A 23,915-nucleotide genomic window follows, 5' to 3' on the forward strand; every position below is an offset into this window, starting at 1 on the left:
AGTGGGGACATGAACGAAATAAAAGGTGATGTTCAACGGATGGTTAAACGAAGAAAAGACAGTGGATTTACCTTGATTGAACTTATGATAGTTATCGCCGTTATTGGGATTTTGGCGATTGTGTTGGTACCGAAGGTTGGGGGAGTTAAAACTGCGGCAAAAGATGCAGGACTTGATGTAAATATACGAACCGTACAGGCTTATGCTGAAAGCCAGATTACGAAATGGAGTAAGAATAGTGCTGCTCAAGGAACTGTTGATTCTGAGATTGCTGGGGCCATGACATCAGGAAGTAATCAAATGAAAAACCCATATGGTACGGGTAGTGCATTTGTAACTGGTGCAGCACCATCCGGAACTGGAACTGATACCGGAACCCCGGGTGCTGTTTATGTGAAGGTAAGTACTTCAACACCATACACGGTTACGATTTGCGGATACAATAGTAAAGGGGAATTATATAATTCGGTTAGTGTAACTCCATGATTATGAAGCGCTATTAAGGGTGTTAACCAAACACCCTTTTTTAGCACCTAAAGCTTGAAGAAAGGAGGATTACTTTCTATGGCACTTCATCAGGAACGCAAACGTCTCGGTGAAATTCTTGTCGCCGGCGGCGTTATCACAGTTGATCAGCTTCAAGAAGCCTTAAGGTTACAAAAAACACTGGGTTTGCGTCTCGGCGAGACGCTGATTCAGCAAAATGTTGTGACGGAAGATGATATTTTGCGCACGATGCAGAGCCAATTAAAGCTTCCGGCTATAGATTTGAATCGACTCGTTATACCGGATTCGGTTCTGAAAATGCTTCCCGAAAATGTGGTGCGCAAGTATAATGTCCTTCCCGTAGAAATTCAGAACGGGCAATTGATGGTCGCTACGAGTGACCCCACAGATTACTTTGCAATGGATGATCTTCGTTTGGCAGCGGGGATGATGGTAAAATCCTGTCTTGCGAAAAAAGGAGATATTCTTAAGGCTATTGATCGCATGTATGGACGCAGTGAAGCGGAGCAAGCCGCTCGGGAATATGCAAAACAGCTTGGGGTTGCACCTGTAGCAGCTGCATCCCAAGGTGCCGCGGCAACTGCCCTGTCTTATGGAGGAGATTCCAGTGACGGGGAAGCTACACCCATCATCAAATTTTTAAATACAATCATTGAAAATGCGGTCAATAATCTCGCCAGTGATATTCATATTGAACCCATGGAAGAGGAGCTGCGCGTTCGTTTCCGCATTGATGGTGTCTTGCGTGAGATTATGCGTACGCATATCAATATGGCTGGACCCGTCATTAGCCGTGTAAAAATAATGGCAGACTTAAATATTGCCGAACGGCGTTTACCGCAAGATGGACGGATTTCGTATCTCGTAGGGAATAAACCGATCGACCTTCGTGTTTCGACAATACCGACGATGTATGGGGAAAAAGTCGTTCTGCGTATTTTAGACAAAGCAAGCGTTGTTCTTGGCGAGGAAGCATTAGGCCTTCAAGGAAAAGACATAGAGATGTTCGAAAATTTTATCCATAAGCCGTACGGGATTGTGTTAGTTACGGGACCGACCGGGAGTGGGAAAACCACGACTCTCTATACGATGCTGAATATCTTAAATACGCCGGAAAAAAATATTGTGACTCTGGAAGATCCGGTCGAGTATAATTTTCAAGGAATCAACCAAATGCAGGTCAATCCGAAAGCCGGACTGACATTTGCCTCAGGTCTTCGTTCCATACTCCGCCAGGACCCGGATATTATTATGGTCGGGGAAATGCGTGACAGCGAGACAACGGAGATTGCGGTTCGCTCCGCGCTGACCGGACACCTTGTTCTGTCCACGATTCATACCAATGATGCGGCAAGTGCAATTACGCGTTTAGTTGATATGGAAATTGAACCTTTTTTACTTTCAGCTTCTTTACTGGGAATCATTTCTCAGCGGCTTGTACGAAGAATTTGTCCGCAATGCGGTACCGAATATCCTGCTGAAGTCAAAGACTATGCTTTATTGGGAGTGGATCCGGGTTCTTCATTGGTTTTAAAAAGAGGCAAGGGATGTTCTTACTGTCATCACAGCGGCTATAAGGGCAGAATTGCGATATTCGAGATCATGCCGATAACCGCGGGTCACCGCCAATTGATCGATAATAATGCTTCTGTCGATGAACTTCGCAAATATGCGATCAGCCAGGGAATGACAACATTAAAGGATGCGGCTGCCGAACTGGTTCGACAGGGGATTACGACGATCGATGAACTTCTGCGCGTCACCTTTGTTAATGACTAGATCATTCTTTGTGTTAGCCCCGGCAAAGGAAGTGGTTTATAGATGCAGTTTAAGTATAAAATCATTGATGAAAATATGGCCGTAGTCGAAGGAGCGATGGAAGCCGTTGACCTTGATACCGCAAAACAAAATATGGTTGAAAATCATTGGCAGGTGATTTCGTTAAGGGAAGTTCCCAGTATTGATTCGGTAATCAACCGGAAATTTGAAGGAAAAGTAAAATATGAAACAGTGTCATCCTTTTGCAGTCAACTCGCCATGATGATCCGTTCCGGTGCGAACTTAGTCAGAGGATTGGATATCCTCAAAGCTCAGGTTGAAGATAAACGGCTTAAATCAGTCTTAAAGATAATTTTTGAGGGAGTCAGCAGAGGTAATTCCTTATCGCAGTCAATGCGGGATTGTAAAGGGGCACTGCCTGATCTTCTCGTCAATTTGGTGGCCGTGGGTGAAGAGAGCGGCAGCTTGGATACGGTGCTTACCAGCATGGCAGAATATTATGAGCGCGAAAACTTTATCCGCAAGAAAATCTCAAGTGTTGCAGTATACCCGGTAATATTAACGCTCGTACTTATCGGTCTCATTATTCTCTTTATCAATGTTATCCTGCCGTCAATAGCGGATTTAATGACGCAAACGGGGCAAAGTTTGCCCCTGGTTACCCAGATTCTTATCAATTCTGCGATGTTTCTCAAAACGAATGCCTTTTATCTTTTGCTCGGCTTTGTGGCGGCACTCTTTGCCTACAAGCGTATTTCGCTTATTCCTCGAGTTCGTTACTTTATTGATGATGTTAAACTCCATATCCCCGTTCTGGGTAAAAATATTCACAATATCATCATTGCGCGCTTTGCGCGAACCTTGGCTCTTTTTCTTCATTCCTCTATTCCCATCGTCACGATTTTAAATTCCATGGAAACGATTATGGGCAATAAAGTCCCAAGTCAGGCCTTGGCACGAATTAAGGAAAAAGTAATGCAGGGAGATACACTCACTTCGGCCTTTGGTGAAGAACAATTTTTTGATCCTCTAGTCATCCAAATGATGTCAATTGGTGAGGAAACAGGTCGGCTAGAGGAATTGATGGGAGAAATCGCGAATCATTACGACAGAAGTGTTGAAATCGGGATTGCCAGAATGACAGCTTTGATCGAGCCTATCTTTACAGTGGTCATCGGAGTTTTTGCGGGTATTATGATTATATCGATTGCTCTGCCTATCATGAATATGTCAAGTGCAATCCAATAGGAATGATGCAGATGAAACGCGCAAGTGCGGGATTTACACTTATTGAACTGATGATTGTGATATCAGTCATTGGTATATTAGCGGCAGTGACTGTTCCTCATTATCAATCTTTGAAGGACTACTACCAACTGGAGACGGCATCAAGCAATGTTTTGCTTCGGCTCAGACAGGCGAAACAAATGGCGATGGATGAACGAAAAAATATTGGGGTTGCCTTAACTGCGAGTGATATTCAGCTTATGAATGTGACCGTGGAAAAAGATGAGATGGGGAAGTCACGCCCAACAGGAATGCAGGAAATCACCCCCTCGGATAGGTATATCTATGATTCCGGAATTATCTTTGTTCCTGATTCAAGTCAAAACCTTTTTCTGATGGATTCGGGACAGTATCTTATTTACTTTGACTATCGCGGATTTTTGCAAACCAATCCTTCAGGATCTTCGGGTGTGATTGCTCTCAAAAGTACCCGGTCCTCACAGCAGGTAGGGGTTGAACTTGAGGCGGGTACGGGCAAGATGGAGATTTCATGGCCATAAGGAATACACTTGAGGTGATAACAGTGCAACATCGTGATCAGGGAATGACACTTATTGAGGTTGTGGTCGCGATTACGATATTTTTAATTGGGGTTGGGTTCATTGCCCAAAGCAATTCTGTGGCCATGCATTTTAACGCCCGCCAGGAAATTCGTCAGCAAATGATTTTTTATGCCGCAGGTCAATTGGAAGCAGCAATTGAAAAGGAAGAAGGTTTGACAGAGCCTGAGCCGCCTTTTAATAATTTTGCAACGACAATTATAAAGAGACCTACCGATGAAGAGATGAAAGCCGGAAGTACGCTCAACGGATTGCCCCTTCAAGAGATTGAGGTTAGCGTATCTCTTATGAAGAACGGTGTAGCTGATCCGAATATCCCGGCAGTCAAGTTGAAGACGTATCGTGCATGGACACCAACGCCATAAGCGGGTGATTTATTTGAAGACAGTAAGAAAAATTAGCTTTATTAAACAGCAAGACGTTAATAAGCAAAAAGGCTTTACATTGATTGAAGTGATGATAGCAGTTGCTATCTTCGGTTTCCTGATGTTATACGTTTCCCAAATGATGCGTGGTGAAGTCCATCTGCTCAATACGGTAACCCATAATGATGCGGTTGAACAAAATGCTCGTACGGCAATGATGCACATCTTAGATGAAGTACGTTTACATCAAGCAACCTATTATGATCCCCGTGAAATAAAAAAAGACACAGGCACAATCAATCGAATTTATCATCGAAATCCAGATTCCACGCAGCCTCAAGATACTAAAATTTGTCTCTTGGATTTGGACCCGGATATCAATAATCTTCGCGAAGGGACAGGAATCTATTTTGATTCAAATAAACATGAACTATGGTATCGAGATGTTGAAAATTCGAATGCGAATTACCGGATTGCTGAATATATTGAATCCATCACCATTACTCCTGCCGATCAATATGGGCATTTAATTAAGATTACTTTGAAGGCTAAAGATCCCAAGGCCACTGACAGCTTTGATTTGGTGACTTGGGCTCGCCTCTATTAAGGAGGGCTGGGGATGAAAGAACGCGGCTCGGCATTATTGACTTCGGTGATTGCAATTATGGTGCTCTTAATGGTTTCGGGAGTGATGTTTACCTTTGTAAATTATCGGTTTAAAGTAGAAACCTCTGAGGAAAAAGGATTAAGGGCTTATTACATGGCGGAAGCAGGAATTAACTATGGAGTTGCCAAGGTTCGCAGCGATCCGGAAGAATATTTCAAGGACTCACGTTATTTAACGAAGCAGGATTTGGCGGCCAAGCAGGATCCTTTTGGCACGGAAGACAAAGGTGAATTTGAAGTTTCGCTAGAGATTCATCCTGCGGAAGAAAATTATATATTTACGGTAACGAGCATTGGATATTACCCGGATAAGCAAGGAATCAAACGCGTACTTGAGGAACAGTATACGTATCCTAAACCCGTACAAGCCCAACCCTAGATAATTCCCTAAGCCAAAGAAGGTGATGTAAATGACCCCCAAAAAGATTGGATGTATTTTATGGCTGATCGGATGTTTTAGCTTGTTGATCTTTGTCAGACCGGCATTCGCTGATCCTGACCCCAAGGATGTTGTCCTTCATGATACGGCGACGTTTATTAAAAAAGGATCGATTAACGATTATCAACTCATGAATACTCCGACTCGTATCTGGGCGTTTACAACAAACGGCGGTGACGCCAAGAATGTTCCGGCGGTAAAGCCAGTCACAGTTGAGCTGGAACTAACTCAACTTTTCCCGCAACAACAAACGATAAAAGGGGTTTATTCAATCGTAATTAACTCGGGACAGCTTTCGGGAAGTACAGACGTTATATTTCCATCGGCCGGAAAATGGATGATTAAAGCGACAGGGACGATTGATAACGGCAAGAAAACCGAAAACTTTGTCTATACTTCCAATATATTTACGGTTACACAAATCAATAAACTTATAATAGTTCCTGAAGAAAAAAATATTGATATCGGAGAAAGCATACAGTACCACGCATATTTGTCGTTTAAAGACGGAACTTTTCAAGATATTACCGATCGTGTTCTTTGGAGCAGCGAGAAATCTGAAATCGCCTCAATTACTCCAAGTGGGAAAGCGAAAGGAAACGCGGAAGGACAAACAACGATTCATGCAACCGATCCAAGATACGGTTTAAGTGGCGATGCTTTGCTGATTGTCGCTTCCAAGGGTTTGGGTTTAGAAATCAGACCGTCTACGGCAACCATTGGCGTAGGGAATAAGCAGCAATATGATGCATTCGTTTTTTTCTACATCCGCGATCACCGCTTTGAGATGAAAGTGACGAATTCACTCTTCTGTTCCTGGACTTCAAGCCAACCGGATGTCGGCAGTATAAGCTCATCAAGCTTATTTTCCTGGAATGACGGTGGCCTGGCCAAAGGTTTGTCACCCGGTGAAAGCACGATTACAGCCCATTACCCGTTGTTTGATCTGGAAGCAACGGCTATCCTTAAAGTTCAGGGATTGACCATTATACCCAATAGTCAGATCATTAAGTTGGGAGAAACCGGGACGTTTGAGGCTTTTCTTATTCATTCAGATTCGAATCGAGAAAAATTAACAGAAGGTATTGTTTGGTCTAGTTCGGATGAATCGATAGCCGGTATAGACAGTGCGGGAGTAGCCGCGGGTTTGGCCGAAGGAAATACGACAATTACTGCAATCTATAATGGTCTGAAGGCTACGGCAAATCTAATTGTGCAAAAAGACCCTATGGTTGGGCCGGTAGCAGATCATTTGGGTTTTGTAAGCAGTACGGGTTCAACAATTGGCGGGGAGGGTTCACCGGTTTATCCCAAACTAAATCTTCGCGGTGATACATTGGTGAGCGATTCAACATGGGCCTATATCGGCGAACCCATGACGATCGAAGCATATTTACAGGCATTTTCCAAAGAGGGACAGCCGATTAACAATTATTCCTGGGATACCAATTGGTTTAGCCGACCCAATAATTGGAGAATTCTTACGAGCGAAAATGGGAATAGTCTATCATCCCCTAACTCTATCATTAACGTTAACCCAATTTATATCGGCGGAGTTCCCACGCTGCAGGTCTTTATGCAACTGACGCAGGAAGATCCAAGCGATATAAAGCTGATGGCTAATTTTACCCTGACCTTAAGTCCGCAGGATCAAGCCGGAATTTCCGCTCCGGTGACACAGGCTTTAGTTCCGGGAACATCTCCGGGATCAGTTTATCAGCTATACCGCGGTCAAATCCGTGCGGCAGATGATTACTTTTATGAAGCGTCCGGCAAAGCTCAAGTGTTTGTTGAACGTTATAACGGTTCACAATATGTTCCGAATGATGCGGATTCTCAGACATCTGTCAAGTCATGGAATTTAGGTGGCCTTCCGGTTATGTCAAACTTCCAATTTCGAATGGGCAGGGGAGAGGTGCCTGTTCGGAATGATACGAGTAATGTAACCAAAATACTGACGCCCATCGGATATCCAACGTATCTCCGCTTGGATGAAGGAAGTCTGACCTGGGGTCAGATTGTTGATAATCCTCCTCCCCAAAATCCCTTCCTTAATCATGATGAGGGACCCGTTTGGGAAAGAGAGCTTCTTCCTTGATACATCAAGTGATTACAAAGAGGAGATTGAATAGTGATGAAAACCAAATGGGTTGCTTTGGTGCGGGGCAATCGCTGGGTGGCCGCTAAAGTAAGAGTAGTCCGGCGTAATGTATCGCTAAAGATTTTAGCCTTAAGCGAATATGACCAGAATGAAGAAGAGTCACCGGTTTCTAATGTACTTCAGCTAAGAACATGGCTTAAGAAGGAAAAAATACCCCTTAAGAAATTACAGCTTACTCTGTCCTGCCCGGGCGTCATCACACGGATGATTACTTTACCCTTGCTCCCGGCCAAAGATTTGGACAAACTGTTAACTGAACAAGCGGCGCAGTATTTTACGGTCAATATCGATGACTATTTGGTGGATTACCGGATCGTTGAAAAGATTGAAGAAGAGGGACAAAAAAGACTCAAGGTTCTTGTCACGGCTTTACCTAAATCCCAATGGGAACCCTTGTGGAACATGTGGCAAGAAATAGGGTTGGAACCAAAAGTCGTTGACCTTGCCTCAGATTGTTTGGCACGGCTGTATTCTCGTTTAAATTCGCGAAATCTAAAAAAGGAGGCAGGAGAACAGCCTAAGGACATGGCCATTGTGGATTTGAATTCCGATGGAGTCGAGTTTCTCCTTTTGGAACATGGTGTTTTCTTTCTCTATTCCGATATGGAGGCCGATTTAACAGGGTTGCCGGACAATCCGGTTAATCAAGTTGATCAAGCCCAACAAACTCAACAAGCTCAACAAGCTCAACAAGTTCAGTTAGAGTTTGCTGAAAGGTTTAATCCGGTATTAAGAACTTTAGCGGAGTTTTTAAGCTTTTTTGCCATGAGACACTTTGGGAAAAACGTGGATGAAATCTATCTTACGGGAGAGATGGCCTCATTGCCGTCTTTGCCGGAACTCTTTGAAAGCGAACTGGAAATTCCCACCTGTCCAGGATTTGTTGACGACTGGAAACCGTCCTATAGTAAAAATGTTGATCATCCTGACAAGAGTTGGGTAAAGTATGGCAGTCTGTATGGTTTAGCCATACGGGAGGACTAAATGCGAGAAAAAAAGGATTTTAATTTTGCACTGCGTTGGGCGAAAGTCCAAGAACATCAAAATGAAGGTTATCAATCCAGCCGGAAGCGCAAAATGATTTTGGGAATCGGAGGAGGAATTCTTGCCCTGATTCTCCTTGGAGGCGCACCATGGCTTTGGTCCTATAAAATCAAATCTGACCTTAATGTTGTTAACCAAAAGATCGGTACGTTGAGTGAGGTTGATAAGCAAGTCAGGGCCATTGATGCTCTTAATGCTCAGATGCAAAATCAAAAGCAGATGAGTAATCTCGTGCAGGAGAATACGCTTGATCCGGGACCTCTTTTTGAAAAGTTAAAGAAACTCCTTCCGGCAGGAACGACAATCTCAGCTTTTTCCCTGCAACCGGACAAGAGCGTTACGATGACACTCAGTGTGCCGACTCCTGTTGATGTGGCACGTTTCTGGCTCAGCTTCGAGAACTCCGGCTTATTTGAAAAAGTGGATATTAAGGCGGTTTCACTCGAGGATAAAATGCAGAACATTTCTCTAGATCTAAAATTGAAGTGAAAACTTAACTTGGTGATTAAGAGAGACAGAGAGGTAGGTGAACTCGTCTGAAAAAGGAACAGTTTGAAAAAATACTTTTAGCAGGATTAGTTATTGCAGGCCTTATCTATGTCTATGTGACCTATCTCTTTATACCTCAAAAGGATAACTTGCAGATGCAAAGCCAAGAGCTGGCAAGACGCGAAGCGTATTATCAAAGATTGGAAGCAGCTCAGTCCGATCTTCCCCAGCTTCAAAAAGAGGCTCTGGATTTAAAGAATAAGATGCTGCAGCAAAGCACACAACTGCCGGCAAAGCTGAATAATGAACAAATCCTTGTTGACTTATATGTTACGGCAAAACAGCAAGGGGTTCTTCCCCAATCGTTAACCTTTGATAGTGTTGACAATAAAGCAAGTTATCAAGAGATCAATATGACCTTCAAGTGCGAGGGCACACCGGCTTCGGTACTTAACCTCCTCCAAACGCTGCAGTATGGCTCCTCTCTTCAAACAGCCCTTCGGGGGATTGATTTAACTTCACAAAAAGGGGTTATGAAAGCAGAACTTAAGCTTGCAGCCTATGCTGCTCAGGGTTCTGATTTAACCCCCGGGGATAAACCTGTCTTTATGAATTCTCCATTTGGGGTTGATAACCCGGCGCAAATGTTTACACCTTAGGAAAACAAAGATATTCCCAAAAAAGAACTATGAATTCTCCGGCGAGGATAAGCAGTTTTTTCCCTTTCAGCGCATAGAAATTAAGGCAGGGCGCGAAAGGGGTGGAATATCATGCTGACGGAAATCTTAGCGGTTAGTATTGCTTTATCGGTGCTAAAAGGGGTAACCCTTCTTGTATCATATATCAACAATAATGCATTTCCTCAGCCTTTGAGCGAAGCGGATGAATCTCGTTATTTACAAATCTTGCGATCCAGTAAAAACCCGGACTGCGAAAAAATAGATTTAAGGCAAGTCGAGCATGCTCGGAATAAACTGGTTGAACACAATCTTCGCTTGGTGGCCCATCTTGTCAAGAAATTTGATGGAACAGGTGAAGATAGTGATGACTTAATTTCCATAGGGACAATCGGTTTGATCAAAGGGATAGATTCTTTCGATCCGGGGAAGGGAACAAAGCTGGCGACCTATGCGGCACGCTGTATCGAAAATGAAATATTAATGCACCTGCGGAGCTTAAAGAAATCGCGCGGAGAAGTTTCCATCTATGATCCTATTGGCATAGATAAGGAAGGCAATGAAATTTCCTTACTGGATGTTTTGGCGTCGCAAGGTGAAGCTATTTCCGACAAAGTTGAAAATGAATTTGAACAGCAAGCCCTGCTTCAAAAAGTAACAAAGCTCACCCGTCGGGAGCGGTTAGTGCTGGAGCTTCGTTATGGGCTTATGAACAATCCGCGGCGAACCCAGCGTGAGATTGCTAAAGCCCTGGGAATATCCCGTTCGTATGTATCGAGAATAGAAAAGAAAGCCATTCAAAAGCTGATGATTGAGATGGAAGATCATAATCCAAAAAAATAAAGAAGAAATCTGTTTGCCAAGTTGATATGCCCCCCTTCCGGTAGTCGGTTAAATAATAATAACTGAGTACCGGAAGGGGGGTATTTTTGTGTGCAGGAGGATACATAGAATATTAAGGTATAAGAATATTTAAAGGATTTCGTTTATTCTATGGTAAAATAAATTGGATGAATTATAATAATTGTAGAAGAACCTTAGAAGAAAAAGTAAAAATTGTTTTGTTTAATCAAATCAACCAAGTATTTTAAAGATTTGGGGGTGATTTGTGAAAGTGAAAACATATAATTTTAAGTATGAAGGTAATGAGTCCTTAAAGCAGTATCTTCGAAACAATGACATAGTAAAACACAGCAATATATTGATCCAATTGTTTTCCGGGATAGATCAAAAAGAGTTCATTGAAGAAGTCATTCGAAATTTAGTCTCACTAATTCCCCAAGCTAAAATAATAGGGGCCACAACAGCCGGGGAAATACTTAATAATAACATGTTAGACAAATCATGCCTTATTTCTATAAGTGTATTTGAGAAAACGAAAATCAAGACATTAGTCCTTAAAGATGAAACAGCGGATTTTGACAAAGGGGTAAAAATAGCGCGTCAATTAATTTCTCGAAATACTAAAGTCATCATATCTTTTGCCGATGTAACTATCGACGGCCAAGATTTTCTTGATGGAATAAACGCTATAAATGATAGTATTATTATAGCCGGAGGCATTGCGGGGAAAAGTCATATTCCCGATAATTCATATGTTTTTACGGAAAATGGTGTGGAGAAAGATGCAGTCGTTGCTGCCGCTTTAGAGAGCGATACTTTATTTGTGAGCAATGGAAGTACTTTTAATTGGGTGCCGATAGGCAGAGAACATATAATAACAGAAGCAAACGGAAGAATAATTAAAAGTATAGATCATATATCAGCCCAAGAATTTTATAATAAGTATATTCATCCGAATAGCAGCGAAGAAATTGAGCATACAAGAGAACAATTTCCTTTGATGATCAAAAGAAATAGCGGCTATGCCGGCAGACCTGTTTTAAGTTATCTCAATGGTACTGAAATACTTATTTCATCAAGAATAGAAGTCGGGGAAAAAATTAGGATAGGTTTTGGTGATTTAAACCGTGTATTAGAGGGATCATTAGAAACTTTTAAAAAGATAACCGAAAATCCGGGGGAAAGTTTATTCATATATTCTTGTGCCGCAAGGAAACATTTTCTTAAAAAGAGGGCCCTTATTGAACTGTTACCGCTTAATGATGATTCCCAAACCGGCGGGTTTTATACTTATGGCGAATTTATCAATATTAATAGTGATAATATTTTTCATACAGAAACCATGTCAATGCTGCTGCTATCGGAAGATATTAATGCGAGAATCAAAATAAACAAAGAGCTTGATTACAATAGCCATTATATAAATGACGGATATTCAACGCTATATAATTTCTTAAAAACGATAGGCGAGGAATTACACCAATTAAACTTAACGCTGGAAGAAAAAGTCGAAGAAAAAACGAGAGAACTGGAGAAAAAATATCATACTGATGAGCTAACAGGTTTGAATAACAGAAGCAAATTACTGATCGATTTAGCAGAAGGAAAATACGATAAATTAGCAATCATAGACATAAAATCATTTAATGATATCAATGATTTTTATGGTAATATGGTAGGGGATGCGGTGCTAAAAGATTTTGCTAAATTACTTGATTTGTATTGTAAAAAAGTGGGCTTAAATTCCTATCGCCTCTATTCGGATCTTTTTGCGGTCATCGATAACGAAAAATCAAGTCATGAATTTATAGAAACAATAAGATTTTTACAAAACGTCATCCACAATCAATGCCTATTTTATGAAGAAGGTAAAATTTATTTAGGGGTAACAATCGGAGTTGCGCTAAGGGAAGAGTCCTTATTTGAAAATGCTGAAATGGCCTTACATTATGCCAAGAAAAACAAAAAAGCATTCCAAATATACAATGAAACATTAAATATATATAAAGATATCAAAGAAAATATAGAATGGACGAAAAAAATCAAAGAGGCTATATCCGGAAATAGAATTGTACCTTTTTTTCAGCCTATAGTTGACAATCGTTTAAGAACAGTTTGCAAATACGAAGCTTTAATAAGAATACTGGGTGAAGACGGAGAAATTATACCTCCCTACTTTTTCTTGGAAATTGCCAAGAAAGCCGGATTATATAAAGGATTAACGATAAAAATGCTTGAGAAAACCTTTGAAGTTATAAACAGAACAGGCTATGAAATATCTATAAATCTTGCGATTCAAGATATAGAAAGTCAAGAAATCAGAGAATTAATTATCGGAAAGTTAGAAAAAGCGAAAAGTCCTCACAATATTGTCTTTGAAATAGTGGAATCCGAAGGGATAGAAGACTTTAACGAAGTTAGAATGTTTATAAAAGAAATAAAAAAATATGGTTCGAAAATTGCTATTGATGATTTCGGAACAGGGTATTCCAATTTCAGCTATTTAATGAAGTTAAATGTGGACTATATAAAAATTGACGGATCAATCATAAAGAACATCCATCGCGATAAATCAGCTGAAGTTATTACTAAAACCATAGTCGCCTTTGCTAAGGAATTGGGAATAGCAACAATTGCAGAATTCGTAGCGGAAGAAGAGATATATGATAAAATAACACAATTGAATGTAGATTATTCTCAAGGCTATTATTTTTCGAAACCTGTTCAGGAAAATCAGCTTGAACTCTATACTTAATTGCATTAAGCATTGATATGAAAATTGATGTTCGCTAAAGATTGACGAGTAAGGGTAAATTATATTAAACTCTAGGGAAGGAATATTCTGTATATTCCCAAAAGTACGAAAATCACTACCTGCATATGGTTATATCAAAACCAAAGTTACATCAAAACTAAATAGGTTAGAAAGAAGGGGAGAAGATGAAAAGAATCCTGGGTCTGGTAGCATCCCAACGCAAGCTGGCGAATGGTGAGATTCTCACTAAGGAGGTGGCGGCAGCGGCTGGGGAGGATTGTCAGTTAGAACTGATCAGACTAGCCGATCTCAAACTTGAGTATTGCCGTGCCTGTTACTCCTGTCTGATACCCGGAAAACAATGTGTCCTTAATGATGACTTGTATTTTCTGCTTGAAAAGATCAAAGCTGCTGACGGAATTATTCTATCCGCACCCGATTATGTTCTCGGACCTGCCGCAGTGACCAAAGTTTTTGCCGATCGGATGCTTGCGCTAGCGCAATCGCTTGATGATTTATGGGGAAAACCTTGTGTCGTAATTTCAACTTATGGTATTGAAGGTTGGGATGGATATGCATTATCGGCGCTCAATTCAATGGTTCAGTTTATGGGGCTTCAGCTAAAAGACAGCCATATGTTCTTTGGCGCTTTACCCGGTGAAGGGATAAATACCCCGGAATCATTAGCCAGGGCCAGGGAGATGGGCCAAGCTTTGTTTGGAGAAGCGCGGCAGGCGAGAAACGGCGAGTGTCCAACATGCCGGTCCGAAATCTGGAAATTCCCCGAACCCTCAAAAGCGGTTTGTTCTATTTGTGGTCAAAAAGCTAACCTTGTCCCGGAAGGAAATACAATTACCTGGACCTATGCAGGCTCTCATAATCCATTTGAAAAAGAACATCTTAAAGAACATTTTCAGGGTTGGCTGCGGGGCAAAGTTCAGGAATACATTGCCCGGCGCAAAGAACTGGCCCTTATCCGCGATCCTTATAAAGGAGAAGGTACTTGGCTTACACCTCCTCAGACAAAGTTAGGCTGACAACTAGATCATTAATGCTTAGTGGGGAATCTCAAACATGGGCTGAGATTCCTTTTAATATTAAGTCGGAATTTTTTGGAAATGCTGTTTTATTAGACAATAAGCAGGAAAAATAGAGAGCCACGAAGAAATAAAATAATCTGCAATTCACAGATGTATTTATTTCTAAATAAAATAGTGGTAGGGAAGGAAACTTGCCCCTGCTCACGCTCTAAGATATAATAAGTAAAAACTGGCAACTTTGGGGGGTAACATGTTCGAACTATTTACACCTACCTTTCAAGCAAATTCTTTAGATAGTATATCTATTGATGGATTAGTCGCGAAGGGAATACATGGACTGATCATCGATTTAGATAATACAATGACCCCTTGGAATGACCTGGAAGTTGGTCCTAAAGTCGTGGACTGGTTTGAAAAGCTTCAGGCAGCGGGCATTAAGGCCTGTGTTGTTTCGAATAACAAAAAAAAGCAAAGAGTCGCTGTCGTTGCCGAACGCTTGGGAATACCGTTCGTTTTTAGGGCAACTAAGCCGCGCCGCCGTGCTTTTCGTGCGGGGATGAAGATCCTGGGGACGGGACAGGAAGATACCGGGGTCATTGGGGATCAACTCTTTACGGATATTATGGGTGGAAATCGATTAGGTTTAGTCACTATTCTTGTTCTGCCCATCAGTGAACGTGAATACATTGGTACACGCGTAATGCGCAGAGTAGAGCGTGTTCTGATCTGGATGATGAAACGATTTGCCGATGCCAAACCGCATAGTCCTAAAGCCCACTGATTGGAGTGCTGCTGGTTTTACTTGAAGAAATAATGATCAGAAACGGAATGGGTTACCATTCCGTTTTGTTTAAGCAAAAATGGAAGGGGAATGGAACTTGGAAAAACATTTTGCGGTGATTGGGAATCCGATTGCGCATTCCCTCTCTCCGGCAATGCATCAAGGCGGGTATCGAGAGATGGGATTAGAGGCCGATTATTTGCGATGCGAGGTCGAACCCCACGCACTGCCGCAAGCGGTTCAAGGGTTAAAAGCACTGGGTTTTACGGGGTGGAATGTTACTGTACCTTTTAAAGAACAGATCATCCCCTGGCTTGATGAGTTGACGCCCGAAGCCTTACGTGCAGGAGCGGTAAACACCGTTAAAGTAATGGAAGATGGACGATTGCTCGGCCATAATACCGATGGTAAAGGCTTTGTCCGATCTATTCAAGAGGAATTGAAGCCGGAAAAAGATATGCAGGTTGTTATCCTTGGTGCAGGCGGAGCTGCGAAAGGAATCGCCATGGCCCTTTTACCCTATCAAGTAAAAATCACCCTTTTAAATCGGACGATGGAACGTGCCCAACAGCTGGCCGAGTTGATCAACAGCCGGGGAGGAAGGGCAGTTGCAGAAGCATGGGGACCGGGAGAATGGCTTAAATCAGCACAACTCATCGTACAAACAACGTCTCTCGGGTTAAAAAAGGAGAAGTACTCCTTTTCACTCGAAGGAATTTCACCGGAAACACTGGTAGTCGATATTATCTTCAATCCTTGGGAAACTCCGTTTTTGCGCGAAGCTCGGGAACGGGGCTGCCGTACTTTAAACGGTGCAGGGATGCTGCTTTATCAAGGGGCCTTAGCCTGGGAATTTTGGCTGGGTGGACAAGCTCCGGTCGCAGGCATGAAAAAAGGATTGCTTGAAGCACTCCCGAAATAAGAAGAGGGGGCTTGAGATGAACAACCGCTCGAGTTTTGGTTATACTCTCATCGAGTTACTTCTTGTTCTTGCCCTTCTTTCCGGTGCTGCCTTTGTTTTGTTAGTGAAACTGCCGGTTCAGCAGAATGAACGAAATTTAGCGATGGCTGCTACTCAGCTTACCCAAGAAATTCGGGATATTCGTCAAGCGGCGCTTTCCGAACGCACTTGGTATGAGATGAAATTTTTCTATGATCAAGGTTTTTATCGGATTTCACGTGATGGAAAATGGGTTAAGGATATTGCTTTACCCAAAGGCGTTACGATGGAAAATGCGCCGAAGGATATCCGCTTTTCGGGGGCCGGAACTCCTGATCTTGGGGTGACGATCCAGTTAAAGGCGGGTAAATCCAAGAGAAATGTGATCATGATGCCTGTAACAGCCAGAGTTCGTGAAGAAATCGCGAAATAATGTGATCGTGAAATAATAATGTGGGGGAAAAGTATGTTGCGTTATTTAACAGCGGGAGAATCGCATGGGCCAAAATTAACGGGGATTATCGAAGGATTACCGGCGGGTTTAACCCTTTCCCAGCAAGCAATTGACCGTGCCCTTCAGGCAAGACAACAAGGGCCCGGACGGGGCGGAAGGATGAAGATAGAACAAGATGAAGTGGTCATTACAGCGGGAGTCCGCGGGGAAATTACGACCGGAGCTCCTGTAGCTTTGGAAGTGAAAAACCGGGATTGGGCGAACTGGGAAAGCATAATGACCCCGGGCAAAGATGTGGATTGGGAAAGCAAAAAGGTTATTGCACCGCGTCCGGGACATGCGGATTTAACAGGATCGCTAAAATACCGAACGGAGATACGCAATGTTTTGGAACGGGCGAGTGCCCGCGAGACAGCGATGCGGGTAGCTATAGGCAGTATTACACGTCAGCTTTTAACGAACTTAGGGGTACAAATCCGCGGCCGGGTCGTCTCCGTCGGAGCGGTCGAATTAAATTGGAGCAATACAGAAGAAGAATGGCAGCGTGCCGCCAAGTCCGAATGGCGAGTCGGGGACGTTGAAGGAGAACAACGCTTAAACGAACAGTTGAATGAGGCCAGGCGTTTAGGAGAATCACTCGGAGGAATTTTGGAGATTCAGGTCTTAAACCTACCGGCAGGTTTGGGTTCTTATGTTCAGTGGGATCGCAAACTAGACGGACGATTAGCTCAGGCGGTTTTATCGGTACAGGCCATGAAAGGGGTATCCTTTGGCTTAGGATTTGAGGCTGCCAAGCGGTTTGGCTCAGAGGTTCATGATCCCATCGTTTATCATTCGGGTGAAGGGTATCAGCGAACCCGGAACAATGCGGGAGGAATTGAAGGCGGAATGACCAATGGAGAGCCGGTAATTCTTCAAGTGGCGATGAAGCCTATTCCAACACTTTACCATCCGTTAAGCACGGTAAACTTGGAAACGAAAGAGGAAGTCAAGGCAAGCATCGAACGCAGCGATATTTGTGCTGTGCCTGCAGCACTTGTCGTCTTAGAACATGTCATCGCCTGGGAGATTGCTCAAGCCGTTTTGGAGAAATTTCCTGCGGATACAATTCCGGAATTAGAGAAGGCTTGGCAGGACTACCTTGATTATTTGAAGGCGCAGTAAAAGATCTGCTGAGAGCGGGGAAGTAAGCGTGAAGAGAGAAAATATCGTTTTAATTGGGTTCATGGGAACGGGGAAAACTTCTGTGGGGAAACGGTTAGCAAAAAAACTCGATTGGGATTTTGTCGATACGGATGCGGCTATCGAAGAAATCAGCGGGATGAGCGTTTCTGAAATATTCCGCAAGCATGGCCAAACACGATTTCGCTCCGAAGAAACGGTTCTGATCAAGCGTTTGATGAACGATAAAAAGAAGGTGATGGCGACAGGGGGAGGGACTCCCTTGAAACCAGAAAACTGGGAGATCCTTTCAGGAACGGGAATTATAATTTCGTTGTATGCCCCTATTGACACGATCCTTGAGCGCATCGGTACGAAGAATGATCGCCCCCTCTTAAGAGAGGGACGGGAAGCAGCACAAGAACTCTGGCTTTCAAGGCAGCCCATTTATAATCAAGCAGATCTTATTATTGACACGACCGAACTTGATGTTGATGAGGTTGTTGATGAGATTATGCAAAAAATCGAGGGGAGAATTGAATTATGAAGCAAAAGATTGAGGTAGCTTCCTCTCGACCCTATTCCATCTATTTGGGGGCGGCTCTCGAGGATTTAGGAGCATACCTTGAAAAGGAATTGGGGGGCAGCGAACACCTGCTTATCGTGACTCATCCGAGTGTCAAGGAAATATATCTCGAGCGTTTGCTCAAAGGACTTAATGCTTTTAAGTGCGATGTGTTAGTTGTTCCGGTTGGCGAAGAGGAAAAATCACTTGAACGGCTCAGTATATTAACTGCAGAAGCCGTTGCCTGTGCTGCGGATCGCCACAGTGTGGTTCTGGCGCTGGGGGGCGGGGTTATTGGTGATCTTGCAGGCTTTTTCGCCAGTGTCTACATGCGCGGAATCAGGTTTGTCCAAATACCGACAACCTTGCTGGCGCAAGTCGATAGCAGCATCGGTGGCAAAACCGCGGTCAATCACCCGTCAGGCAAGAATTTATTAGGGGCATTTTATCCTCCGCTTGTGGTTTGGACAGATTTTTCAACCCTGCAAACGCTTCCCTGGGAAGAAGTTCAAAACGGTTTGGCGGAAACGGTTAAACATGCGATACTGGGTGATCCGGACTTATTTTCCTTTTTAGAGACCCACCACCGGGAGATATTGGACAGAGTACCCGAAGTATATGAGGAATTAGCAACGCGTTCCCTTCAAGTCAAGGTCAAAGTCGTAGTGGAAGATGAGAAGGAAAAAGGACAGCGGATGCTCTTGAATTTGGGCCATAGTTTTGGGCACGCTCTGGAGACGGAGGCGGTTTATCAAGGAATTTCACATGGACAAGGTGTAAGTATCGGCATCATCGCAGCGACTTATTTGGCCGAAGCAAGGGGATTGATCACTTCTGCAGAGGTCAGCCGGATACTGAATTTAGTTAATAGCTTAGGCTTACCTATCGACATTCAAGGCAAAGACCCCGAAGTATTGCTTCATCTGATGGAAGCAGATAAGAAGAATCAAAACAGACATAAAGTCTTGATCCTTCCCGATAAGATCGGCCACGCTATTGTCGTGCGGGACGCCCATGATGAAGAGATCCTTCAGGCATGGCATAAGGTCATCAAGTAACCATGTTAAAACGCCTTGCCATTCTTAGTGTTGTGGCTTTTCCTCTTAATATCATGAATATGGATTATATTCGAGCTAGCTTTTGGATGACGATAGCTCAATGTATCGTTTATTTTATTTACGAACTAAGTCAATTAGTTAAGAAAGACCCCCAAGATATCCCGATGTTTGTACCGGTTGTCTTTGCAATAATAACTTCCGCTCAGATAGGTGGACGGTTCATTGCCTGGCTTATGATTATCTTAATGCCCAAAAATATTTATGGCGATTCTGAGGTCTTACTTAGTTTCTCGATGTACGTTTTAATTGGGATAATATTATTTTTGATTGCAGTTAGGTTTATAAATATGGGCATAAAGTTCTACAAGAAAAGAAACGAAAAATAATCAGAGTATATACTCTTCTAGGTGCATTTCTATTCCAATATCTTTGAGATATAAGGGCTACCGCTCAATAGCTAGCACTTTATTGGATGATTATCGAAGATAAAAATCCCCGATATACCCCATACAGATCCTTTTATATTAAAGGTTTGTATGGGCTTTTCTTTTGGGCTTTAGCTGTCGAGTTCACGCAGTGAGAATGATCTTTCGACACAAGAGTGATGTAAGCTATAGAAAAATGTTTAATATCGAGAGACTATATCCTATGCAAAAAGAACAAGACAAGTTGTGTCGAAAGACCGCGGGGGATAGAGGAAAACAAGAAGGGTTAGGTAGAATAGTGAAATATAGAAAATGATAGACGGGATTACTTGAAATAATAGGGCAAACGTCGAAAGATGACTATTTGAATACTTGAACAAGACAATTTGCGGAAAGCGAAAGGAGTGAAGAATTGGAAATGGGAGGTGTTTATGAGAAATAAACGAAGTTCAAAATCAGGCTCGTGCGGATTTACCCTGATCGAAGTATTGCTGGCAGTCGCAATCTTAGGGATGATACTCGCCCAAGTTGTACCTCATTATGATTCGGCAATCCTATCCTCCAAGGAACAAGCCCAGCAAGCAAACCGCTTGCGAATTGAGGGAGCTGCGGAACTTTATCGCTTGGATACCGGAGCCTTTCCCGGCTGCTTAGAAGATTTGCTGTCTGCCCCGCCCGAGGTTCACAGTTGGCGAGGCCCCTATTTGGATAAAATCCCGATCCAGCGCAATGGAAAGCCTTATTCCCTGAATGCCAAGGGAAAAGTGGAGATGTGATCTATGCTGAGTAAAAGAGAGCAAAGCGGGCATTGGGGGCAAAGAAGATATCAAAGCGGGTTTGTTTTAATCGATGCCCTTATTGCGATATTCCTATTAACGATGAGCTTTGCCGCACTTTATGGGCTAACGGAAGGAGCAATTCAAAATTCTCGGGAAGCTTTAGTAACGACCGAGGCCGCTAATTTGGCTCAAGAATTAATGGAACAGCTCTCAGCTCGGCCCTGGTCTGAAAACTTTGCCGAAGGTCAATGCATTCCCGGAGGTAAAGTCCAAGGAACGAAAAATGGCTTGCAATGGAGTATATCATCCGCATGGGAGTTGGAAAATGTCCTCTTGAAAGTTACGACTGAAGTGACCTGGCCGAAAAAAGGTCACCTTACGACCTATGGATTAACAACGTTATTTTACGTAGAGTAAGCCATCTGAGCTAAGGAGTGCAAATTTAGGATGGACACCGCTGGAAAGTTTCAAAGAAAAGAAGCAGAGCATGGTTTTACCTTGACTGAGGTGCTGGTGACGCTGGTGGTTATCGGAATAATCTTATCGTTTTCTCTGCGTTTGTTCGTGGATCAGTGGCGTGTCACTCAAGAAGTAAAAGATCGGATGGAAGCTCACTTCTCTGTTTTGAATGCAGGACGGACTGTGCTTGATGATATTCGAGGAGCGCAGACTGTCGAATGGGATAATAAAGGGACTTTAAGCATCTTGCCTTGGGGAGAAGGGGCAAGTGCAGATAAATACTACATTGCCGATAAGGATTACGACGGGATTAAGGATTTGTATATCGAACATAAAGGTGTACCGAATCCGGTAGCCAGCCGAATGATCAGTTGGAATTGTACGAAAGGGGAGGCGGGATTGTGGACTGTAACATTTCAAGCACAAGTTGGCCGGCAAACGGTGAACTGGAAGGGATCAAGCCGCCAACGGGCTTTTCCTCCCCCTGCCGATCCGTAAGTTATCAGGAAAAGGGATTTGCAACACTCCTTATTCTTCTTCTCTTTACGACATTTTCTGCTTTTGGATTAGAAGCCTATCTCAAAGCCCAGACTGAGAATCGAATGGCCAAAAGGGAGGCCCAAAGCCGTCAGGCGGTCTACATTGCCGAGGGCGGACTGGAGTGGGCAAAATCAGAGCTGATCAAGGATCCTCTGTTTACCGGCGGCAAACAGACGATCGGGGAAGAAACAGTCATTATCAATGTTACGGTGGGAGAAGGGGGGTACTGGGTAACTTCTGATACTCAAGTGGGTTTAGCCCGCCGGAAGATTCGTGTTTTCTTGTCGCCTGACACCCTGAATCAAAACCGTTGGGTTATGTCTCAATACCAAGAAATTTATCAGTAGGTTACTCAACAACTGCATTGAGTATTAAAGACTGGTATAATCAAAAGAAACAGAAATCTTGGGAAAATGTGGACGTAAAATTAGAAGTTCGCGAGCGAATCGGACATTATGCTGTGGAAGGAGGCTTTGGCAAGTTTTTACTCGATCACGGTAAAATTGACTCCGGTCAACTTTCGCAAGCCTTAAAAATTCATCAGCAGTCACGACAACGTCTGGGAGAATGTTTGGTTAAGGAAGGCTTCCTAAAACGTGAGGAAATGCTCGAAGCATTGGCCGCTTATTTAGGTGTGCCTTTGATTAAACTGACCGGAGTCGAAATTGACCCGGCTATTGCCAGACAAATTCAGGAGGAGATGGCTTGGCGTTGTCACTTGATCCCCTTTAAGCTTCAGAATAATCGCTTACAGGTTGCTATGGCAGACCCGGGTAATCAGCAGGTGCTGGATAATATTCGAGTTTTAACAGGATACATGATTGAACCTTTCCTCGCCGATTCGAATGAGATTGAGGCAGCGATTCGAAAGTATGTTACGGTCCAAAACTCTGTTGCTCAATTAACCTCGAGTCAAAAAGCCTCCATGAACCGGGAGCTTTCTGAGGGAAGATTATATTTACGTGAAAGTATTGACTTTGATGCGCCGACTGTTCGTTTGGTGGATTCCCTGCTCATGGAAGCGGTTTCACTTGGGGCCAGTGATGTCCATTGGGAACCGTATGAAGATCAATTTATCGTTCGATATCGGATCGACGGACGTTTAGAGACACGGCAGAAATTCCCGATGGAGGTTGCCCGAAACCTAATTGCTCGCTTAAAAGTGATGTCCCGTATGGATGTTGCCGAAAAGCGCTTGCCTCAGGATGGAAGAACAGAAATAACGGTTTCCGGCAATCGAATCGATCTGAGGCTTTCTTCGCTGCCGACGGTTTATGGGGAAAAGATTGTTGTCCGCCTGCTCAATCCGGATACAGCAGAGCGTTCGTTGCGGCAGCTGGGGATGAGTCCGGAAGTTGAAGGAAAAATGAGGCAGCTGCTTAAACAGCCTCATGGCATCATCCTCGTGGTGGGGCCGACGGGGAGCGGTAAATCGACAACGCTTTATGCTCTATTGCGGGAGTTGGCTTCGGAACAGCTCAACATTGTTTCGATTGAAGATCCTGTCGAATACAGTTTGCCCGGCGTTGTCCATGTTCAAGTAAAGCCTCATATCGGTTTTACGTTTGCCGCAGGATTAAGGGCGATTCTAAGACAAGATCCCGACGTGATTATGATCGGAGAAATAAGGGATGAGGAGACGGCGAGAATCGCGACTGCTGCGGCCTTGACGGGGCACCTGGTTCTCTCGACACTGCACACGAACACAGCGGCCGAGGCCATAACCCGGCTGATCGATATGGGAATTGAGCCTTATTTATTGGGAGGGGCGATTCGCGGGGTACTTTCTCAACGTTTAGTCCGAAAATTGTGTGATGAATGCAAAGAGCCTTATGTGTTAAGCCAGTCCGAACGCGTATCACTCGGATTTGATGAAACCTTCGGAGAGGTTTTCCGGCCGAAGGGCTGCGCACGCTGCCGGGGAACAGGATATTCAGGGCGGATCGGCATTCATGAACTGCTTCTTTATGATGCAGCGATCAAGGATATAGTCTTAGAGCGCAAGAGCGCACTTGAACTTGAACGCGCCGCCTTAAAGTCAGGTATGATTCCCTTAAATCAAGATGGTTTGGATAAGGTCAGTCAAGGGATGACAACATTAGAAGAGGTCTGGAGCTCAGCAACGGCGTCTAGTCCTTAAA

General features: G+C 43.4%; 25 protein-coding genes. All 25 read left to right on the plus strand.

What is annotated here, in order from left to right:
• Nucleotides 1-9: 9 nt before the first annotated feature.
• The 25 genes from VB077_RS02300 (at nucleotide 10) to VB077_RS02420 (ending at nucleotide 23,914) form a co-directional block, all read left to right on the plus strand.
• Nucleotides 10-486 (plus strand): type II secretion system protein, encoded by a 477-nt coding sequence (locus VB077_RS02300; RefSeq protein ID WP_323413599.1) that lies wholly within the window; start codon nucleotides 10-12, stop codon nucleotides 484-486.
• Between the two features lie 78 nt (nucleotides 487-564).
• Nucleotides 565-2,286: a GspE/PulE family protein gene (locus VB077_RS02305; protein WP_323413600.1), complete on the plus strand. Its 1,722-nt coding sequence runs from the start codon at nucleotides 565-567 to the stop codon at nucleotides 2,284-2,286.
• Nucleotides 2,287-2,328: 42 nt separating this feature from the next.
• A complete protein-coding gene (locus VB077_RS02310) occupies nucleotides 2,329-3,534 on the plus strand; it encodes a type II secretion system F family protein (RefSeq protein ID WP_323413601.1) in 1,206 nt (401 codons plus the stop codon).
• Between the two features lie 11 nt (nucleotides 3,535-3,545).
• Nucleotides 3,546-4,073, plus strand: a complete 528-nt coding sequence (locus tag VB077_RS02315) for a prepilin-type N-terminal cleavage/methylation domain-containing protein (protein ID WP_323413602.1) — start codon at nucleotides 3,546-3,548, stop codon at nucleotides 4,071-4,073.
• Entirely contained in the window at nucleotides 4,064-4,498 is a 435-nt protein-coding gene (locus VB077_RS02320; RefSeq protein ID WP_323413603.1) for a type IV pilus modification PilV family protein, read from the plus strand. Before VB077_RS02315 ends, VB077_RS02320 begins: the two co-directional genes overlap by 10 nt.
• Nucleotides 4,499-4,511: 13 nt before the next feature.
• Complete coding sequence (locus VB077_RS02325; protein WP_323413604.1) at nucleotides 4,512-5,105, plus strand: prepilin-type N-terminal cleavage/methylation domain-containing protein; 594 nt, start codon at nucleotides 4,512-4,514, stop codon at nucleotides 5,103-5,105.
• A 12-nt stretch (nucleotides 5,106-5,117) separates the two neighbouring features.
• A complete protein-coding gene (locus VB077_RS02330) occupies nucleotides 5,118-5,543 on the plus strand; it encodes a hypothetical protein (protein WP_323413605.1) in 426 nt (141 codons plus the stop codon).
• A 31-nt stretch (nucleotides 5,544-5,574) separates the two neighbouring features.
• On the plus strand, nucleotides 5,575-7,701 hold the full coding sequence (locus VB077_RS02335) for an Ig-like domain-containing protein (RefSeq protein ID WP_323413606.1): 2,127 nt from the start codon (nucleotides 5,575-5,577) through the stop codon (nucleotides 7,699-7,701).
• A gap of 36 nt (nucleotides 7,702-7,737) precedes the next feature.
• Nucleotides 7,738-8,748, plus strand: a complete 1,011-nt coding sequence (gene pilM, locus VB077_RS02340; protein WP_323413685.1) for a type IV pilus biogenesis protein PilM — start codon at nucleotides 7,738-7,740, stop codon at nucleotides 8,746-8,748.
• A complete protein-coding gene (locus tag VB077_RS02345) occupies nucleotides 8,749-9,297 on the plus strand; it encodes a PilN domain-containing protein (protein ID WP_323413607.1) in 549 nt (182 codons plus the stop codon).
• A gap of 155 nt (nucleotides 9,298-9,452) precedes the next feature.
• Nucleotides 9,453-9,956, plus strand: a complete 504-nt coding sequence (gene pilO / locus VB077_RS02350) for a type 4a pilus biogenesis protein PilO (RefSeq protein ID WP_323413608.1) — start codon at nucleotides 9,453-9,455, stop codon at nucleotides 9,954-9,956.
• Between the two features lie 111 nt (nucleotides 9,957-10,067).
• Entirely contained in the window at nucleotides 10,068-10,817 is a 750-nt protein-coding gene (sigK, locus tag VB077_RS02355) for an RNA polymerase sporulation sigma factor SigK (protein WP_323413609.1), read from the plus strand.
• Nucleotides 10,818-11,082: 265 nt separating this feature from the next.
• Entirely contained in the window at nucleotides 11,083-13,572 is a 2,490-nt protein-coding gene (locus tag VB077_RS02360) for an EAL domain-containing protein (RefSeq protein WP_323413610.1), read from the plus strand.
• A gap of 185 nt (nucleotides 13,573-13,757) precedes the next feature.
• Nucleotides 13,758-14,609: a flavodoxin family protein gene (locus tag VB077_RS02365; protein WP_323413611.1), complete on the plus strand. Its 852-nt coding sequence runs from the start codon at nucleotides 13,758-13,760 to the stop codon at nucleotides 14,607-14,609.
• A 253-nt stretch (nucleotides 14,610-14,862) separates the two neighbouring features.
• A complete protein-coding gene (locus VB077_RS02370; RefSeq protein WP_323413612.1) occupies nucleotides 14,863-15,393 on the plus strand; it encodes a YqeG family HAD IIIA-type phosphatase in 531 nt (176 codons plus the stop codon).
• Nucleotides 15,394-15,490: 97 nt separating this feature from the next.
• The gene (gene aroE, locus VB077_RS02375) at nucleotides 15,491-16,315 is read left to right on the plus strand and encodes a shikimate dehydrogenase (RefSeq protein ID WP_323413613.1); all 825 of its coding nucleotides are present in this window, start codon (nucleotides 15,491-15,493) and stop codon (nucleotides 16,313-16,315) included.
• Nucleotides 16,316-16,331: 16 nt separating this feature from the next.
• Nucleotides 16,332-16,766 carry a prepilin-type N-terminal cleavage/methylation domain-containing protein gene (locus VB077_RS02380; protein WP_323413614.1) on the plus strand — a complete coding sequence of 145 codons (435 nt, stop codon included), beginning with the start codon at nucleotides 16,332-16,334 and terminating at the stop codon, nucleotides 16,764-16,766.
• A 36-nt stretch (nucleotides 16,767-16,802) separates the two neighbouring features.
• Nucleotides 16,803-17,951, plus strand: a complete 1,149-nt coding sequence (gene aroC, locus VB077_RS02385) for a chorismate synthase (protein ID WP_323413686.1) — start codon at nucleotides 16,803-16,805, stop codon at nucleotides 17,949-17,951.
• Between the two features lie 28 nt (nucleotides 17,952-17,979).
• Nucleotides 17,980-18,495, plus strand: coding sequence for a shikimate kinase (locus VB077_RS02390; RefSeq protein ID WP_323413615.1), 516 nt, complete (start codon nucleotides 17,980-17,982; stop codon nucleotides 18,493-18,495).
• A complete protein-coding gene (aroB, locus tag VB077_RS02395; protein ID WP_323413616.1) occupies nucleotides 18,492-19,571 on the plus strand; it encodes a 3-dehydroquinate synthase in 1,080 nt (359 codons plus the stop codon). The genes VB077_RS02390 and aroB overlap by 4 nt, the downstream gene beginning before the upstream one ends.
• 856 nt (nucleotides 19,572-20,427) lie before the next feature.
• Nucleotides 20,428-20,772 carry a competence type IV pilus major pilin ComGC gene (locus VB077_RS02400; protein WP_323413617.1) on the plus strand — a complete coding sequence of 115 codons (345 nt, stop codon included), beginning with the start codon at nucleotides 20,428-20,430 and terminating at the stop codon, nucleotides 20,770-20,772.
• A gap of 3 nt (nucleotides 20,773-20,775) precedes the next feature.
• A complete protein-coding gene (locus VB077_RS02405) occupies nucleotides 20,776-21,192 on the plus strand; it encodes a hypothetical protein (RefSeq protein ID WP_323413618.1) in 417 nt (138 codons plus the stop codon).
• A gap of 30 nt (nucleotides 21,193-21,222) precedes the next feature.
• Complete coding sequence (locus VB077_RS02410) at nucleotides 21,223-21,732, plus strand: type II secretion system protein (RefSeq protein ID WP_323413619.1); 510 nt, start codon at nucleotides 21,223-21,225, stop codon at nucleotides 21,730-21,732.
• A complete protein-coding gene (locus tag VB077_RS02415; protein WP_323413620.1) occupies nucleotides 21,636-22,121 on the plus strand; it encodes a hypothetical protein in 486 nt (161 codons plus the stop codon). The genes VB077_RS02410 and VB077_RS02415 overlap by 97 nt, the downstream gene beginning before the upstream one ends.
• Nucleotides 22,122-22,138: 17 nt before the next feature.
• Nucleotides 22,139-23,914 (plus strand): GspE/PulE family protein, encoded by a 1,776-nt coding sequence (locus VB077_RS02420; RefSeq protein WP_323413621.1) that lies wholly within the window; start codon nucleotides 22,139-22,141, stop codon nucleotides 23,912-23,914.
• The last annotated feature ends 1 nt before the right edge of the window (nucleotide 23,915 follow it).

It is taken from the genome of Desulfitobacterium sp., from assembly GCF_034927245.1.
GTDB lineage: Bacteria > Bacillota > Desulfitobacteriia > Desulfitobacteriales > Desulfitobacteriaceae > Desulfitobacterium_A.